This window comes from Kosakonia sp. S42, assembly GCF_016624785.1.
Lineage (GTDB): Bacteria > Pseudomonadota > Gammaproteobacteria > Enterobacterales > Enterobacteriaceae > Kosakonia > Kosakonia cowanii.
In genome coordinates, this window is the sequence record NZ_JACVTW010000001.1 from 568,662 (window position 1) to 583,108 (window position 14,447).

Consider the following 14,447-nt stretch of genomic DNA (forward strand, 5'->3'; position numbering starts at 1 on the left):
GCTTATGCGGCCATCAGCATGACCGCACACGCTGATGATTAACGCGGGGAAACGGTGATTTCGCGGCCGTTGCTCGCCATTACGACGCGCTGACCTGCAACGTACTGGGTTTTACCCTGTTTCTGCACCACCATAATGGTGTTGCCGTCATCTTTACGAATTTCCAGCTCCACGCCCTGGGTTTTGTTCATCGCACCCTGCGCGGATTGACCCGCAACGCCACCGGCTACTGCACCTGCGGCGGTTGCCAGCGAACGACCTGCGCCGCCGCCAATGGTGTTGCCCAGGAAACCACCCAGTACGGCACCACCCAGCGCGCCGATAACATTGCTGTCATCACCGCCCTGAATCTGCACCGGACGAACGTTAACCACGGTGCCGTAAGTGACATTTTGCACCTGTTTGGCTTCGGATGCAGAGTAGACGTCGCCGGAGAGCGAGTCGTTATTCACACACCCAGCCAATGTAAAACCAACCAGCGAAACTGCCAGTGCACGTAACATCATTTATGAATCTCCTGTTCACCATGAAACGCCCTTGCGAGCATCCGTCATGGCTAAATTATATGGCATATTCGCAATGCCACTCGAATCTTCAGCCAATTCCCGAAAAAAATGATACACAAAGCGCGATCAACCCGATCTAAACGAAGCGATTATAAGCGTACTTTGCGCCATTTACACTTAAGCAAAATGGTGAGGATTGTTAAAAAGTGTTTGCAGTCGATGGCGTAAACGGACGCTTTATGGTGGAGTGGAGCCTCTTTGCCATGCATGAAAGGAAGGGATATGAAATCAGGTCGCTATATTGGGGTGATGTCGGGCACCAGTCTGGACGGGGTAGATGTGGTACTGGCCGCCATCGACGACACCATGGTCGCGCAGCAGGCAAGCCTGACCTTTCCCATTCCGCTGCCGCTTAAAGAGGGGATCCTCAACATCTGTCAGGGGCAGGAGCTGACCCTCTCTCAGCTTGGCCGCCTCGATACGCAGCTCGGCAAACTCTTTGCCGATGCCGTATTAGCCCTGATGGACAGAGAGCAGCTCATTGCCCAGGATATCGTGGCGATTGGCTGTCACGGCCAGACCGTCTGGCACGAACCGACGGGCGTGGCACCGCACACGCTGCAAATCGGTGATAACAACCAGATTGCCGCGCGTACCGGAGTTACCGTAGTCGGTGATTTTCGCCGTCGCGATATGGCGCTCGGCGGGCAGGGCGCGCCGCTGGTGCCCGCTTTTCATCACGCGCTGCTCGCGCACCCGGTTGAGCGGCGTATGGTGCTCAATATCGGCGGTATCGCCAATCTTTCACTCTTGATCCCAGGCCAGCCGGTCAGAGGTTTCGACACCGGGCCGGGCAATATGCTGCTTGATGCGTGGATCTGGCGTCACCAGGGCAAACCCTATGATGAGAACGCACAGTGGGCGAGCGAAGGCAAAGTGATCCTGCCGCTGTTGCAAAGAATGCTGAGCGATCCCTATTTTGCCGAGCCGGCACCGAAGAGCACCGGGCGGGAGTATTTCAATGCCGCCTGGCTGGAGCGTCATCTTGTTCACTATCCTGGGCTTGCCGCCTGCGATGTACAGGCGACGCTGGTGGAGCTGACGGCGGTCACCATCTCCGAACAGGTGCTACTCAGCGGTGGCTGCGAGCGGCTGCTGGTGTGCGGTGGCGGCAGCCGCAACCCGCTTTTAATGGCGCGTCTGGCAAGCCAGCTTCCGGGTATTGAAGTGGCATCGACCGATGATGCCGGGATCAGCGGCGACGATATGGAGGCGCTCGCCTTTGCGTGGCTGGCCTGGCGCACGCTGGCTGGCTTGCCGGGCAATCTCCCCTCGGTGACCGGTGCTAACGCGCCAACGGTGCTGGGGGCTATCTTCCCGGCTAACCCACGGCAGAATCAGAGTTAACCGCATTCCACTTCAGGGGTACGCCGCTAGACTGACCGGGTTTAAGGAGGGCGCTTCGCTCTCCGTGACCTGGAGCGTCCCGGAGTATCCTATGAAAAAAATTCTTATCATCTGCCTGCCCGCACTGCTCGCCGGATGCAGCTATTACAACCAGTTCGTTGAGCGCATGCACACCGATACTCTCGCCTATCAGTGCGATGAAAAGCCGCTTACCGTGAAGATTAACCAGACCCGCCAGCAGGCGAGTTTCGTGCTTGATAACCAGCAGCTGACCCTGCAACAGGGGCTCTCCGCCTCGGGCGCGCGTTACACCGACGGCGTATACGTTTTCTGGTCAAAAGGCGACGGCGCCACCGTCTATAAACACGACCGCATTGTGTTAAACAACTGTCAGTTAATTCCGCAGCGTTGAGATTTTCACCGGGGGGCGCATAATAGCTCTCCCTGAGGACAACTTTCGCTAACGCCATGACTGATAACGATCAATTGCAGCACATCGCGCACCTGCGCCGTGAGTACACCAAAGGCGGTCTGCGCCGCGCCGACCTTCCCGCTGAACCCTTAACGCTCTTTGAGCGCTGGCTTGGCCAGGCGTGTGAAGCGCAGCTCGCTGACCCGACGGCCATGGTGGTCGCCACCGTTGATGAGCAGGGACAACCCTATCAGCGCATTGTGCTGCTCAAGCACTACGACGAAAAAGGGCTGGTGTTCTACACCAACCTCGGCAGCCGTAAAGCGCAGCATCTGGAACATAATCCGGCTATCAGCCTGCTCTTTCCGTGGCACATGCTGGAGCGCCAGGTGATGGTGACCGGCAAAGCGGAGCGTCTCTCGACCCTTGAAGTGGTGAAATATTTCCACAGCCGCCCGCGCGACAGCCAAATCGGCGCATGGGTCTCGAAGCAATCAAGCCGCATCTCGGCGCGCGGTATTCTCGAAAGCAAATTCCTCGAACTGAAACAGAAATTCCAGCAAGGCGAGGTGCCACTGCCCAGTTTCTGGGGCGGCTATCGCATCCCGATTGAGCAGATGGAGTTCTGGCAGGGCGGTGCAAATCGTCTGCACGATCGTTTTTTGTACCAGCGTGAAAATGGCGCGTGGAAAATCGACCGTCTGGCACCGTAAAACGCCGAAAATGTTGTGATAAGCGCTGGTGCAACGTAGCCCGGCGCTTTATGCTATCTGCCCCCCTGAAGTATCCTTTCGCATCTGGCGAAAAGTCGTGTACCGGCATAGGTGCAGTCCGTTTTATACATGGAGAATTTGATGGCTAGCAGTAACTTGATTAAACAATTGCAAGAGCGGGGCCTGGTGGCCCAGGTGACGGATGAGGAAGCGTTAGCAGAGCGACTGGCGCAGGGGCCAATCGCGCTCTATTGCGGCTTCGATCCCACCGCTGACAGCTTGCATTTGGGGCATCTGGTTCCTTTGTTATGCCTGAAACGCTTCCAGCAGGCGGGTCACAAACCGGTCGCGCTGGTGGGCGGCGCCACGGGGCTTATCGGCGATCCGAGCTTTAAAGCCTCCGAGCGTAAACTCAATACCGAAGATACCGTGCAGGAGTGGGTCGACAAGATCCGCAACCAGGTGGCACCGTTCCTCGATTTTGACTGCGGCGAGAACGCAGCTATCGCGGCGAACAACTATGACTGGTTCGGCAGCATGAACGTGCTGACCTTCTTGCGCGACATCGGTAAGCACTTCTCTGTTAACCAGATGATTAACAAAGAAGCGGTCAAACAGCGTCTGAACCGCGATGATGTCGGCATCTCTTTCACTGAATTCTCCTACAACCTGCTGCAGGGCTATGACTTTGCCTGCCTTAACGAGCGCTACGGCGTGGCGTTGCAGATTGGCGGCTCCGATCAGTGGGGCAACATCACCTCCGGTATCGATCTGACCCGTCGTCTGCATCAGAACCAGGTCTTCGGTCTGACTGTTCCGCTGATCACCAAAGCCGACGGCACCAAATTTGGTAAAACCGAAGGCGGCGCGGTGTGGCTCGATCCGAAGAAAACCAGCCCGTACAAGTTCTACCAGTTCTGGATCAACACCGCCGATGCCGATGTCTATCGCTTCCTGAAATTCTTCACCTTTATGGACATCGCTGAGATCAACGCGCTGGAAGAAGAAGATAAGAACAGCGGGAAAGCGCCGCGCGCGCAGTATGTGCTGGCCGAGCAGGTAACGCGTCTGGTTCACGGTGACGAGGGTCTGACCGCTGCGAAACGCATCACCGCAAGCCTGTTCAACGGCACGCTGAGCGATCTCAGCGAAGCGGACTTTGAACAGCTGGCGCAGGATGGCGTACCGATGGTTGAGATGGAGAAGGGCGCGGATCTGATGCAGGCGCTGGTTGATTCCGAGCTGCAACCGTCCCGCGGTCAGGCGCGCAAAACCATCGCCTCTAATGCTGTCACCATTAACGGTGAAAAGCAGGCCGATCCGGAGTACTTCTTCACCGATGCCGACCGTCTGTTTGGTCGCTACACGCTGCTGCGTCGCGGTAAGAAGAACTACTGCCTGGTGTGCTGGAAGTAATTCTCTGGCTTCAGGCGATAAAAAAGGCGGGATATTCCCGCCTTTTTCTTTGCCCTGCGTTAATACCGTCTTCGGTAAATCAGGCAATGCCTTCCGCAGAGAGCGCCGCAGCCACCGCCGGGCGTGCCGCCACGCGTGACATGTAGGCTTCGATATTGCCAAGACCGCTCATATCGAGTTTTACTGCATGCGCCCAGCGCAGCACGGTGAAGAGATAGCCATCGGCAATAGTGAAGTGCTCACCACTGATCCAGCCGTTGCCGCTCAGAGAGTCGTTAACGTAGTGCAGCTTCTTCTCCAGCTGTGCGCGCACAGTCGGTTTGTACTCTTCCGGCGTATCCGGGCGGAACAGCGGGGTGAAGCCCTTGTGCAGCTCAGTAGCGATATAGTTCAGCCACTCCAGCGCCTTGTAGCGCGGCAGGGTGCCGACAGCGGGCAGCAGCTGGCTTTGCGGCGCGTTATCCGCAACGTACTGCATAATGGCAACGCCTTCGGTGATCAGCGTGTTGTCATCCAGCAGCAGCGCCGGAACCTGGCCTTTCGGGTTAATCGCGAAAAAGTCTTCGCCATCTTCCAGACGTTTTTTCATCAGATCGACACTGATAAGGGAGATCTCTTTCCCGGCTTCGCGCAGCGCGATATGGGAGGCGAGTGAGCAGGCACCTGGCTTGTAGAACAGTTTCATCGACGTTTCCTTTTATCTGAATTCCGGCATAGAGTAGTACGCCGTTGCATAAAAAAAAAGCCGCTAACTGACGTTAACGGCTTCTTCATTTTTACCCGCTTACGATTACGCAGTGGCGGTTTTGGACGCTTCATCCGCGTCGTCACGGCTCTGGGTCATGCGGTTCAGCTTCGGCGCGGTCAGCACCATCAGCACGGCAATCACCGCCGTCGCAATACCAATCTGCAGGAAGACACTACCGTAGATGTTCAGGGACATCAGCGGGTCGGTGACGTTCTCCGGGATCGCCATCTGGTTGGCCACGTAGCCGGCGATAATATTCGCGCCCGCGGTGGTCAGGAACCAGCTGCCCATAATAAAGCCCATCAGACGCTGCGGCACCAGCTGCGCGACCATCGCCAGGCCAAGGCCGGAGATCATCAGCTCACCAATACTCTGCAGGCCGTAGCTCGCAATCAGCCAGCTTACGGAAACAATACCGGCATCAGAGGCGAACTTGGTGCCCAGCGGCAGCACGAGGAACGCGCCGGAGCAGAGCACCATCCCGATGGCGAACTTGTGCGGCATCGGCAGGGTGTCGCCCATTTTGTTATAGATAGCGGCAAGAATCGGGCTACCGATAATGATCCAGAACGGGTTCAGCGCCTGATACTGCTCCGGCTCAAACGCGATGCCGAACAGCGTATGTTCAACGTTACGGATAGCGAAGAAGTTCAGGGAGGTCGGCATCTGGCTATAGAGCACGAAGAAGACGATAGCCTGCACCATCAGGATAAAGGCAACGATCATCTTACGACGCGCCGCGCCCTGCAGGGTAAAGGTCTCTTTCGCGAAGATAGCGATAATGCCCAGCGCGATCACGCCCAGCACCATACGCGCGATACCCTGGTTATGCAGCAGCCAGGTGGCGATGGCGATCAGCACCGCAATACCGACGATAGTCGCCAGCAGGTAGCCAACGCGCAGCGGTTCGAAGTCCGGTTTGGAGCCGTAGTTTTTCACCCAGCGTTTGCAGAACGCAAAGTTAACGATGGTGATCAGCAGGCCAACGACGCTCAGACCAAACGCGGTGCTCCAGCCAAAGCGGGCAGCAAGCCATGGCGTTGCCAGCATTGAGAAGAAGGAGCCAACGTTCACCGCCATGTAATACATGGTGAACGCGCCGTCGAGACGCGGGTCATCCTTGTCATAGCACGTTGAGAGCAGCGAAGAGGGGTTGGCTTTAAACAGACCGTTACCGACGGCAATCGCTGCCATGCCCATATAGACGATGCTGGCATCGTGACCTGACCAGGCCACCAGCGCATAACCCAGCGCCAGCACAATCGCGCCCAGCAGGATCACACGTTTAGTACCGAGCACTTTGTCGCCCAGCCAGCCGCCGATAGCCACCAGGCCATAGACCAGTGCGCTGAAGGAGGAGAAGAGCGTAATGGAGTCTGATTCCGACATTCCCAGTTGCTTAACCAGGTAAACGGCCATAATCCCTTGCAGGCCGTAGTAACCAAAACGTTCCCACAATTCGATCGAGAAGATGAGATAGAACGCTTTCGGTTGTTTGAAAGCGTTCATGCTGACGCTTTCTGTTGGTTTGTTTGCAGTTGACACGTAGACCTCTTTTTTTACATCCCATATTAACGGGGGGTGTTCAGCGCGCGATAACCAGTTTGCATCACGCTTTTAGTTATATTGGGAGGAGAAACGGCGGGTAATGTTCACTATCCTGGCCCCTGAGGCAAGTCTTTTGACATATTCTGTTACATAGATCCAGCGCATAACTTTGCTCGGCAAACTGAATTGTTATTCAGAGTTTAATTTTATCATTTTGGTAAAAGTGGATTTTTCCACTGCTTCTTAACATCTCAATGCGGGGGTAAGGGATATGTCCGGCTATTTTCGCGCACAGGCAGTGCATTGGGCTGGTTTCTGAGACATATCTGGTTGGATGTCCCGCCAGAGTAGGGGCGGGGTGGATATCAGGGAGGGGTAAATTTTAACATTTAGCCCTTTATTAACATTGCCTTAGCAAATAAGCCTCAAAGCGCCTGGCGTTGGATTTTTTTCTTCTAAAAAAAGGTTTCGACTGTCTGAAACTGTATAAGCGGATGATTATTTGCTCAAAGCACCGCTCGACCGCCCGATCGTGTTACCGGGCGACTCTTTTGCAGAGTTGTGAGGTGTATCACAATGAGTTATCTCCTAAAATCAGCCACTTTGTGGCGGCTTTTTTTACAAGCGATACGCTTAACAGAGAAATAATTAACAATTCTTGCCCGGATAAGCCGGTTGTTCATGACAGCAGGGGGCTGCAGTGGCAGACTTCTGACTTCATTTTTATGGGAGCAAAGCGATGAATTTTCATCCGTGGATCAACGCAGTACATATTGTCAGTGCAATCGTCTGGATTGGCGGCATGCTGATGAGCGCCATGGTGGCGCAGTGGAGCCTGCGACAGAAAGATAAAAACACCACCCTGGTTCTGCTTAACGATGTACGCAGCTGGAACCGCAGAATGACCAGCCCGGCGATGATCGTGCTGTGGATTGCCGGTATCACCATGCTGGTGGCCCACGGGCAGATGCCGCACCTGTGGTTAATCATCAAGATCGTGTTTGTGGTGCTGCTATCGGGCCTGCACGGCTTTCTCTCCGCCACGCTGCGTCGGCTGGCGAACGGTGAAGCCCTGAAGCGTACAGGCGCGCTGAACAACGCTACGCTGCTGCTGGTGCTGTTTACCGCGGTGATTACGGTACTGGCGGTGGTACGCCCCTTCTGAGGCGTTAATCGGTCTTACTGTCGTATTCGCACAAATCTTCAATAATGCAGGAGCCGCAGCGGGGTTTACGGGCGATGCAGGTGTATCGCCCGTGCAGAATAAGCCAGTGATGGCAGTCGACTTTAAACTCCGCCGGCACCACTTTCAGCAGCTTCTCCTCCACCTCTTCGACATTTTTCCCCGGCGCAAAGCGCGTGCGGTTAGAGACGCGGAAAATATGGGTATCCACGGCGATAGTCGGCCAGCCAAAAGCGGTATTCAGCACCACATTCGCGGTTTTACGCCCGACGCCCGGCAGGGCTTCCAGCGCGGCCCGATCTTCCGGCACTTCGCCACCATGTTTTTCCAGCAAAATGCGGCAGGTCTTAATGACGTTCTCCGCTTTGCTGTTGTAAAGGCCGATGGTTTTGATGTACTGCTTCACGCCATCGACGCCCAGCTCCAGCATCGCCTGCGGCGTATTGGCAATCGGGTAGAGCAGCGCCGTCGCTTTATTGACACTGACATCCGTCGCCTGGGCTGAGAGCAGCACGGCGATCAGCAGTTCAAACGGCGAGGCGAAGTTCAGTTCGGTGGTCGGATGCGGGTTGTTCTCCCGCAGCCGGGTGAGGATTTCGAGGCGTTTCGCTTTGTTCATTATGCCTTCCCGGGCGAGGTCTCTGGCGCGTCGTTGGCCTTCGCGGCGGCAGCGGCTTCACGACGTTTTTTCATTTTCTGATCGATTAAGTACTTCACCGCCAGCATCATACCGAGGCCGATAAATGCGCCCGGCGGCAGCATTGCCAGCAGGAACGGCGAGTCCGTATGGAACACTTCGATGCGCAGCCCTTTCGCCCAGCTTCCCAGCAGGCCATCCGCGCCGTCAAACAGCGTGCCGTTGCCGAGCATTTCACGCATCGAGCCAAGGACAAACATCGCACAGGTCGCCCCCATGCCGATGGCAAAACCGTCCAGCGCCGATAGCGCCGGCCCTTTTTTCGCCGCGAAAGCTTCTGCGCGACCGACCACGATACAGTTAGTGACGATCAGCGGAATAAAGATCCCCAGCGACTGATACAGGCCGAAAGCATAGGCGTTGATCAGCATCTGCACGGCGCTCACCACCGAGGCGATGATCATCACGTAGATGGGAATACGGATCTCCGACGGCGTCCAGCGCCGCAGCAGGGAGATAAACAGGTTGGTCAGGGTCAGCACCAGCGTAGTCGCCAGCCCCAGCCCGAGGGCGTTGGTAGCGGTCGACGTTACCGCCAGCAGCGGACACATGCCGAGTAACTGCACCAGCGCGGAGTTGTTTTTCCACAGCCCCTGGACAATGACCTCTTTTACTTCGCTCATCGTTTACTCTCCACACTCTGGCAAACGGGACAGCTGCTCAGGCAGCGTCATGGCGTAAATTCCGGTGCGTTTCACCGCATTCACCACCGCGCGCGGGGTGATGGTCGCACCGGTAAATTGATCGAAATCGCCGCCATCTTTCTTCACGGCGAAGTGGCTATCGGCCGGGCCGTCGATTTTCTTGCCGGCAAAGTAGGTGATCCAGTTACTGATGCGCAGCTCGATTTTATCCCCAAGCCCCGGCGTTTCATGGTGTTCGGTAACACGCACGCCCAGCACCGTACCGCTAAAATCCGCGCCGACCAGCAGCTGGATAGCACCGGAGTAGCCATCCGGCGCGGTGGATTCAATCACCGCCGCCACCGGTTTATCCTCCTTCTGCGCAATCCATACGCGATGCGAACCTTTGCCAAGCGCCGGGTCGCTCACCACATAACAGCTCTGCGCCAGCGCGTTAGTATAGCTCCCGGGCGGCAGCACCTGATCGAAGAGCGCTTTTTGCTGCAATACCGCCTGGTCGGCGATGGTGCTTTTGGTCATCTGGTTAATGGCGGCGGTCAGGCCGGTGGAGCCAGCGGCAAAGAGGGCCAGCGTGACGCCATGTTTACGCATTGTCTCTAGCATGACGGCTCCTTAACGATGTCCATACACACGCGGGCGCGTGTAGTAATCAATCAGCGGCACGGTGATATTCGCCAGCAGCACCGCAAAGGCGACGCCATCCGGGTAGCCGCCGAAGCTGCGAATCAGCCACACCAGCAAACCAGCCAGCGCGCCGAAAATCAGACGGCCTTTATTGGTGGTCGAGGCGGTGACCGGATCCGTAAGAATAAAGAATGCGCCGAGCATCGTCGCACCCGAGAGCAGATGCAGCTGCGGGGCTAAGAAGCTCTGCGGGGCGAAGAGCCAGCCAAGGGTGGCGCACAGGGTCAGCGAGAGCAGGAAGCTGACCGGGATATGCCAGCGAATAGTGTTTTGCGACAGCAAAAAGATCCCACCCGCCAGATAGCCAAGGTTAACCCACTGCCAGCCTGCACCCGCCAGCACGCCGCTGTAGATCGGGTACTGCATAATCTGCTCAACGCTGTGTCCGGCATGCAGCGAGGTTTTAAAGGTGTCGAGCGGCGTCGCCTGGCTGATGCCATCCACGCCCATGCGCAGGGCATCCATCGTTGCACCCGTGGTGCTGTGACCGGTAAAGATCACCTGAAGGGCATCCAGCAAGCCGGGCACCGTGCGCGCAATATCATGGGGCGGCAACCAGCTGGTCATCTGCACCGGGAAGGAGATAAGCAGCACCACATAGCCGATCATCGCCGGGTTAAAGGGGTTATGGCCGAGACCGCCATACAGCTGCTTGGCGATAATCACCGCAAACACGGTGCCCAGCACCACCATCCACCACGGTGCAAAAGAGGGGATACTGATGGCGAGCAGCAGGCCGGTTAACAGGGCTGAGTTATCCGCCAGAATGGGGCTGACGGACTGTTTGCGCAGTTTCAGCACCAGCCCTTCGGCCAACAGGGCGCTGACGATAGCGAGAATAAGCTGGATTAACGTTCCCCAGCCGAAGAACCAGAGCTGCGCGGTGATGCCCGGTATCGTCGCCAGCGTGACCAGCAGCATAATGCGCGAGGTCTGGCGCTGGTTATGGGTGTAAGGGGAACTTGCGATTCTGAAAACCATTTAATCCTCGTTAACAGCTTGCTGCGCGGCTTTTTTAGCCTGAACTCGGGCAATGGCCGCCGCGACCGCCGCTTTACGCGGATCGTCATTAGCAGCCTGGGTGTGCGTGGAGGCCTCTTCTGCGCTGGACTGCGCGCGGGCCTGCTCTGCTTTACGTGCTTTGGCACGGGCAATCGCCGCTTCAACGGCGGCTTTGCGCGGGTCAACCGGCTCGCTGCTTTCCGGCTCGGCAACTGGCGTCTCTTTCTGCGCCTGCTCTGCTTTACGCGCTTTCGCACGGGCAATCGCCGCTTCAACGGCGGCTTTGCGCGGGTCGACCGGCTCGCTGGTTGCTGGCTCGGCAGCAGGAGCTTCTTTCTGCGCCTGTGCCTGCTCCGCTTTACGCGCTTTCGCGCGGGCAATCGCCGCTTCGACGGCGGCTTTGCGCGGGTCAACCGGTTCGCTGGCTTCCTGCTCGGCAGCAGGAGCCTCTTTCTGTGCCTGCTCCGCTTTACGCGCTTTCGCGCGGGCAATCGCTGCTTCAACGGCGGCTTTGCGCGGATCAACCAGCTCGGTGGTTTCCGGTTCGGTAGCGGCAGCGACTTTCTGCGCATGCTCCGCTTTACGCGCTTTCGCACGGGCAATCGCTGCTTCGACCGCGGATTTGCGCGGATCGTCGCCTTCAGCCTCTGCCTGCTGTGCTTTTTCCGCCTGACGCGCCCGCGCCTCGGCTTTGCGCGCTTCGCGGGCGGCAATTACTTCGCGGTTATCAGGCTCGGCACCAGCCTGCACCACCACCGGCTCTGCGGCAGTGGCCTGTTTCTCTTTCACGCGCGAGAGGGCGGCTTCAATTGCCTGCTTATCCTCTTCGCCAGGCTTCGCGGCGGCCTGCTTGTGACGCGCCTGGCGCGCCAGTTTCTCGCGCTCAAGACGCGCCTGACGGGCTTCAAAACGCGCCTTCGCTTCGGCGGTGCGTCGCTCTTCCTCGGCGATGGCGGAGATCTCCGCTTTCTCCTGGCGGAAATATTGCACCAGCGGAATATTGCTCGGGCAGACCCATGCGCAGGCACCGCACTCGATACAGTCAGAGAGATTGTGTGCGATGGCTTTGTCGTGCTGCTGGCCTTTGCTGAACCAGTAGAGCTGCTGCGGCAGCAAGTCCGCCGGGCAGGCGTCGGCGCAGGCGCTACAACGGATGCAGCCTTTCTCTTCCTGCGTTTCGCCCATTTCACTGACTGAAGGGGCCAGCAGGCAGTTAGTAATTTTGACCACCGGCACATCCAGCCACGGCAGGGTAAAGCCCATCAGCGGGCCGCCCATAATCACCAGCTGTTCTGCCGAAGGCTGGAAGCCAGCGAAATCGAGCAGGTGGCGAACCGGCGTGCCGAGCCGCGCCCAGACGTTGCCCGGTCGGCTAACCGCTTCACCGGTCAGGGTCACTACGCGTTCTGTTAACGGTTCACCGTCGATCACCGCGCGCTTCACCGCGTAAGCGGTACCGACGTTCTGCATCAGCACGCCGATATCGGACGAGCGTCCGCCGTGGGGCACCTGCTTGCCGGTGAGGATCTGCGTCAGCTGTTTTGCGCCGCCGGAGGGGTATTTGGTCGGGATCACTTTCAGCTGAATATCATGGCTGCCCGCCAGCACCGCACGCATCATCGAGATCGCCTGCGGTTTATTATCTTCGATACCGATCAGCACCTGGCGCGGCTGAAGGATATGCGCGAGGATGCGCACCCCTTCCATAATCTGCGCGGCGCAATCCTGCATCAGCCGATCGTCGGCGGTGATATAGGGTTCGCACTCGGCGGCATTGATAATCAGCGTATCCACTTTATCGCCAGCGCCTTGCAGCTTGGCACCGGTTGGGAAGCCAGCGCCGCCCAGCCCGGCAACGCCGAACTGATGGATGCGCTCAATCAGCGCTTCAACGCTCTGGGCGCGATAATCCTGCCACCCTTCGCGCGCAATCCAGCGATCTTCGCCGTCCGCTTCGATAATGACGCTCAGCTCCGGCAGGGCTGAGGGGTGTGCGGTAGCGTGAGGGGCAATCGCCACAACGGTGCCGGAGGTCGGCGCGTGCACTGGCAGCATACGACCGCGGCCGCGGGTCAGCGGCTGTCCGCGCAAAACGCTATCGCCCACGCTGACGCACAGTTCGCCTTCAGCGCCGATATGCTGCTTTAAAGGAATGACAAAACGGTTCGCCAGCGGCAGTTGACGCAGCGGCGTACCGTTAGACTGGGTTTTCATCTCCGGCGGATGAATGCCGCCGTGGAAATCCCACAGTTTCTCTTTTCGGAATGTGGAAAATAACTTAAGCATGGTGCTCCACGGGAATAGTGCGCACCGGAATGGTGTGCAGATCCCATTTCCAGTTCTGCGTGGTTGGCGCAACCGGGCGCAGGTCGATACACTGCGTCGGGCACGGATCCACACAAAGATTACAGCCGGTGCAGAGATCGCTTATCACCGTATGCATGGCGCGGGTTGCGCCCACGATGGCGTCGACCGGGCAGGCCTGAATACATTTTGTACAGCCGATGCAGTTGCTCTCATCGATAATCGCAAGCATACGCACCGGCTCCAGCGCGTCGGCATCGCCGTCAATCGGCTGCGGGTCGACGTTTAACAGCGTGGCGATTTTCTGCATCACCGCTTCGCCGCCGGGAGCGCAGCGGTTGATCTTTTCACCCTGGGTGCCCACCGCTTCAGCGTAGGGGCGACAGCCGGGGTAGCCGCACTGCCCACACTGGCTCTGCGGCAGCAGTTCATCGATACGTTCAACAACCGGATCGTCCTCGACCGCAAAACGGCGCGAGGCGTAACCGAGGATCAGGCCGAACAGCAGCCCAAGTACGCTCAGGACTGCAACGGCGATGGTTATCGCATTCATTACAGTTTTACCAGACCACTAAAGCCCATAAAGGCCAGAGACATTAAGCCGGCGGTAACTAACGCAATCGCATTACCGCGAAACGGCGCGGGAACATCGGCGACGGCAAGGCGTTCGCGGATCGCGGCGAACAGCACCATCACCAGTGAGAAGCCGACGGCGGCGGCGAAGCCATACAGCGCCGACTGCATAAAGTTGTGCCCAAGGTTGATGTTGAGCAGGGCGACGCCGAGCACCGCGCAGTTGGTGGTGATAAGCGGCAGAAAGATACCAAGCAGGCGATAGAGCGCCGGGCTGGTTTTACGCACCACCATCTCGGTGAACTGCACCACCACGGCAATAATCAGGATAAAGGAGAGGGTGCGCAGATAGACCAGGTTCAACGGGATCAGCACCCAGTTGTCGATAAGCCATGAGCAGATCGAAGCCATGGTCATGACGAAGGTGGTTGCGAGCCCCATACCCATTGCGCTTTCCAGCTTTTTGGAAACGCCCATAAACGGACACAGGCCAAGAAACTTCACCAGTACGAAGTTGTTGACCAGTACCGTTCCGATAAATAGCAGAAGATAGTCTGTCATTATGTGGCCTGAAATGAAAAAAGCCGCCTATTATCGGGCAAACTGCCCC

The 14,447-nt window shown here is 57.6% G+C and carries 15 protein-coding genes; 5 read left to right on the plus strand and 10 right to left on the minus strand.

Going from position 1 to position 14,447, the window contains the following annotated elements:
• Positions 1–38: 38 nt before the first annotated feature.
• The gene (slyB, locus tag IAE50_RS02685; RefSeq protein WP_023481629.1) at positions 39–506 is read right to left on the minus strand and encodes an outer membrane lipoprotein SlyB; all 468 of its coding nucleotides are present in this window, start codon (positions 504–506) and stop codon (positions 39–41) included.
• A 282-nt stretch (positions 507–788) separates the two neighbouring features.
• On the opposite strand from slyB, the gene anmK reads away from it, so the two are divergent.
• The 4 genes from anmK to tyrS all read left to right on the plus strand — a co-directional run bounded on the left by anmK (position 789) and on the right by tyrS (position 4,454).
• Positions 789–1,913, plus strand: coding sequence for an anhydro-N-acetylmuramic acid kinase (gene anmK, locus IAE50_RS02690; protein WP_200579487.1), 1,125 nt, complete (start codon positions 789–791; stop codon positions 1,911–1,913).
• 91 nt (positions 1,914–2,004) lie between these two features.
• Positions 2,005–2,325, plus strand: a complete 321-nt coding sequence (gene mliC / locus IAE50_RS02695) for a C-type lysozyme inhibitor (RefSeq protein ID WP_042716941.1) — start codon at positions 2,005–2,007, stop codon at positions 2,323–2,325.
• Positions 2,326–2,381: 56 nt separating this feature from the next.
• Entirely contained in the window at positions 2,382–3,038 is a 657-nt protein-coding gene (pdxH, locus tag IAE50_RS02700) for a pyridoxamine 5'-phosphate oxidase (protein WP_076769772.1), read from the plus strand.
• A gap of 141 nt (positions 3,039–3,179) precedes the next feature.
• Entirely contained in the window at positions 3,180–4,454 is a 1,275-nt protein-coding gene (gene tyrS / locus IAE50_RS02705; protein WP_054802846.1) for a tyrosine--tRNA ligase, read from the plus strand.
• Positions 4,455–4,533: 79 nt separating this feature from the next.
• On the opposite strand, the gene gstA is transcribed toward tyrS, so the two are convergent.
• Together gstA and dtpA are read right to left on the minus strand one after the other, a co-directional pair.
• A complete protein-coding gene (gstA, locus tag IAE50_RS02710) occupies positions 4,534–5,139 on the minus strand; it encodes a glutathione transferase GstA (protein WP_200579488.1) in 606 nt (201 codons plus the stop codon).
• A gap of 105 nt (positions 5,140–5,244) precedes the next feature.
• Complete coding sequence (gene dtpA, locus IAE50_RS02715) at positions 5,245–6,747, minus strand: dipeptide/tripeptide permease DtpA (protein WP_042716881.1); 1,503 nt, start codon at positions 6,745–6,747, stop codon at positions 5,245–5,247.
• 742 nt (positions 6,748–7,489) lie between these two features.
• Between dtpA and IAE50_RS02720 the strand changes: the two genes are divergently transcribed.
• Positions 7,490–7,915: a CopD family protein gene (locus tag IAE50_RS02720; protein ID WP_200579489.1), complete on the plus strand. Its 426-nt coding sequence runs from the start codon at positions 7,490–7,492 to the stop codon at positions 7,913–7,915.
• 4 nt (positions 7,916–7,919) lie between these two features.
• On the opposite strand, the gene nth is transcribed toward IAE50_RS02720, so the two are convergent.
• Genes nth through rsxA form a run of 7 tightly spaced genes read right to left on the minus strand, consistent with a single transcriptional unit; the run spans position 7,920 to position 14,398 of the window.
• The gene (nth, locus tag IAE50_RS02725; RefSeq protein ID WP_200579490.1) at positions 7,920–8,552 is read right to left on the minus strand and encodes an endonuclease III; all 633 of its coding nucleotides are present in this window, start codon (positions 8,550–8,552) and stop codon (positions 7,920–7,922) included.
• Entirely contained in the window at positions 8,552–9,253 is a 702-nt protein-coding gene (locus IAE50_RS02730) for an electron transport complex subunit E (RefSeq protein WP_042716886.1), read from the minus strand. The genes nth and IAE50_RS02730 overlap by 1 nt, the downstream gene beginning before the upstream one ends.
• 3 nt (positions 9,254–9,256) lie before the next feature.
• Positions 9,257–9,877, minus strand: coding sequence for an electron transport complex subunit RsxG (gene rsxG / locus IAE50_RS02735; protein WP_200579491.1), 621 nt, complete (start codon positions 9,875–9,877; stop codon positions 9,257–9,259).
• 9 nt (positions 9,878–9,886) lie between these two features.
• On the minus strand, positions 9,887–10,939 hold the full coding sequence (rsxD, locus tag IAE50_RS02740; protein WP_200579492.1) for an electron transport complex subunit RsxD: 1,053 nt from the start codon (positions 10,937–10,939) through the stop codon (positions 9,887–9,889).
• On the minus strand, positions 10,940–13,246 hold the full coding sequence (gene rsxC, locus IAE50_RS02745; RefSeq protein WP_200579493.1) for an electron transport complex subunit RsxC: 2,307 nt from the start codon (positions 13,244–13,246) through the stop codon (positions 10,940–10,942).
• On the minus strand, positions 13,239–13,817 hold the full coding sequence (rsxB, locus tag IAE50_RS02750) for an electron transport complex subunit RsxB (protein ID WP_200133105.1): 579 nt from the start codon (positions 13,815–13,817) through the stop codon (positions 13,239–13,241). Before rsxB ends, rsxC begins: the two co-directional genes overlap by 8 nt.
• Positions 13,817–14,398, minus strand: a complete 582-nt coding sequence (rsxA, locus tag IAE50_RS02755; protein ID WP_023481348.1) for an electron transport complex subunit RsxA — start codon at positions 14,396–14,398, stop codon at positions 13,817–13,819. The genes rsxB and rsxA overlap by 1 nt, the downstream gene beginning before the upstream one ends.
• Between the last annotated feature and the right edge of the window lie 49 nt (positions 14,399–14,447).

Bases quoted from the DNA above. Each gene is read 5' to 3' on its own strand.
- tyrS (WP_054802846.1), top strand. From the start codon at position 3,180: ATGGCTAGCAGTAACTTGATTAAACAATTGCAAGAGCGGGGCCTGGTG.
- gstA (WP_200579488.1), bottom strand. From the start codon at position 5,139: ATGAAACTGTTCTACAAGCCAGGTGCCTGCTCACTCGCCTCCCATATC.
- anmK (WP_200579487.1), top strand. From the start codon at position 789: ATGAAATCAGGTCGCTATATTGGGGTGATGTCGGGCACCAGTCTGGAC.
- mliC (WP_042716941.1), top strand. From the start codon at position 2,005: ATGAAAAAAATTCTTATCATCTGCCTGCCCGCACTGCTCGCCGGATGC.
- nth (WP_200579490.1), bottom strand. From the start codon at position 8,552: ATGAACAAAGCGAAACGCCTCGAAATCCTCACCCGGCTGCGGGAGAAC.
- slyB (WP_023481629.1), bottom strand. From the start codon at position 506: ATGATGTTACGTGCACTGGCAGTTTCGCTGGTTGGTTTTACATTGGCT.
- rsxG (WP_200579491.1), bottom strand. From the start codon at position 9,877: ATGCTAGAGACAATGCGTAAACATGGCGTCACGCTGGCCCTCTTTGCC.
- IAE50_RS02730 (WP_042716886.1), bottom strand. From the start codon at position 9,253: ATGAGCGAAGTAAAAGAGGTCATTGTCCAGGGGCTGTGGAAAAACAAC.
- rsxD (WP_200579492.1), bottom strand. From the start codon at position 10,939: ATGGTTTTCAGAATCGCAAGTTCCCCTTACACCCATAACCAGCGCCAG.
- rsxA (WP_023481348.1), bottom strand. From the start codon at position 14,398: ATGACAGACTATCTTCTGCTATTTATCGGAACGGTACTGGTCAACAAC.
- pdxH (WP_076769772.1), top strand. From the start codon at position 2,382: ATGACTGATAACGATCAATTGCAGCACATCGCGCACCTGCGCCGTGAG.
- IAE50_RS02720 (WP_200579489.1), top strand. From the start codon at position 7,490: ATGAATTTTCATCCGTGGATCAACGCAGTACATATTGTCAGTGCAATC.
- rsxC (WP_200579493.1), bottom strand. From the start codon at position 13,246: ATGCTTAAGTTATTTTCCACATTCCGAAAAGAGAAACTGTGGGATTTC.
- rsxB (WP_200133105.1), bottom strand. From the start codon at position 13,817: ATGAATGCGATAACCATCGCCGTTGCAGTCCTGAGCGTACTTGGGCTG.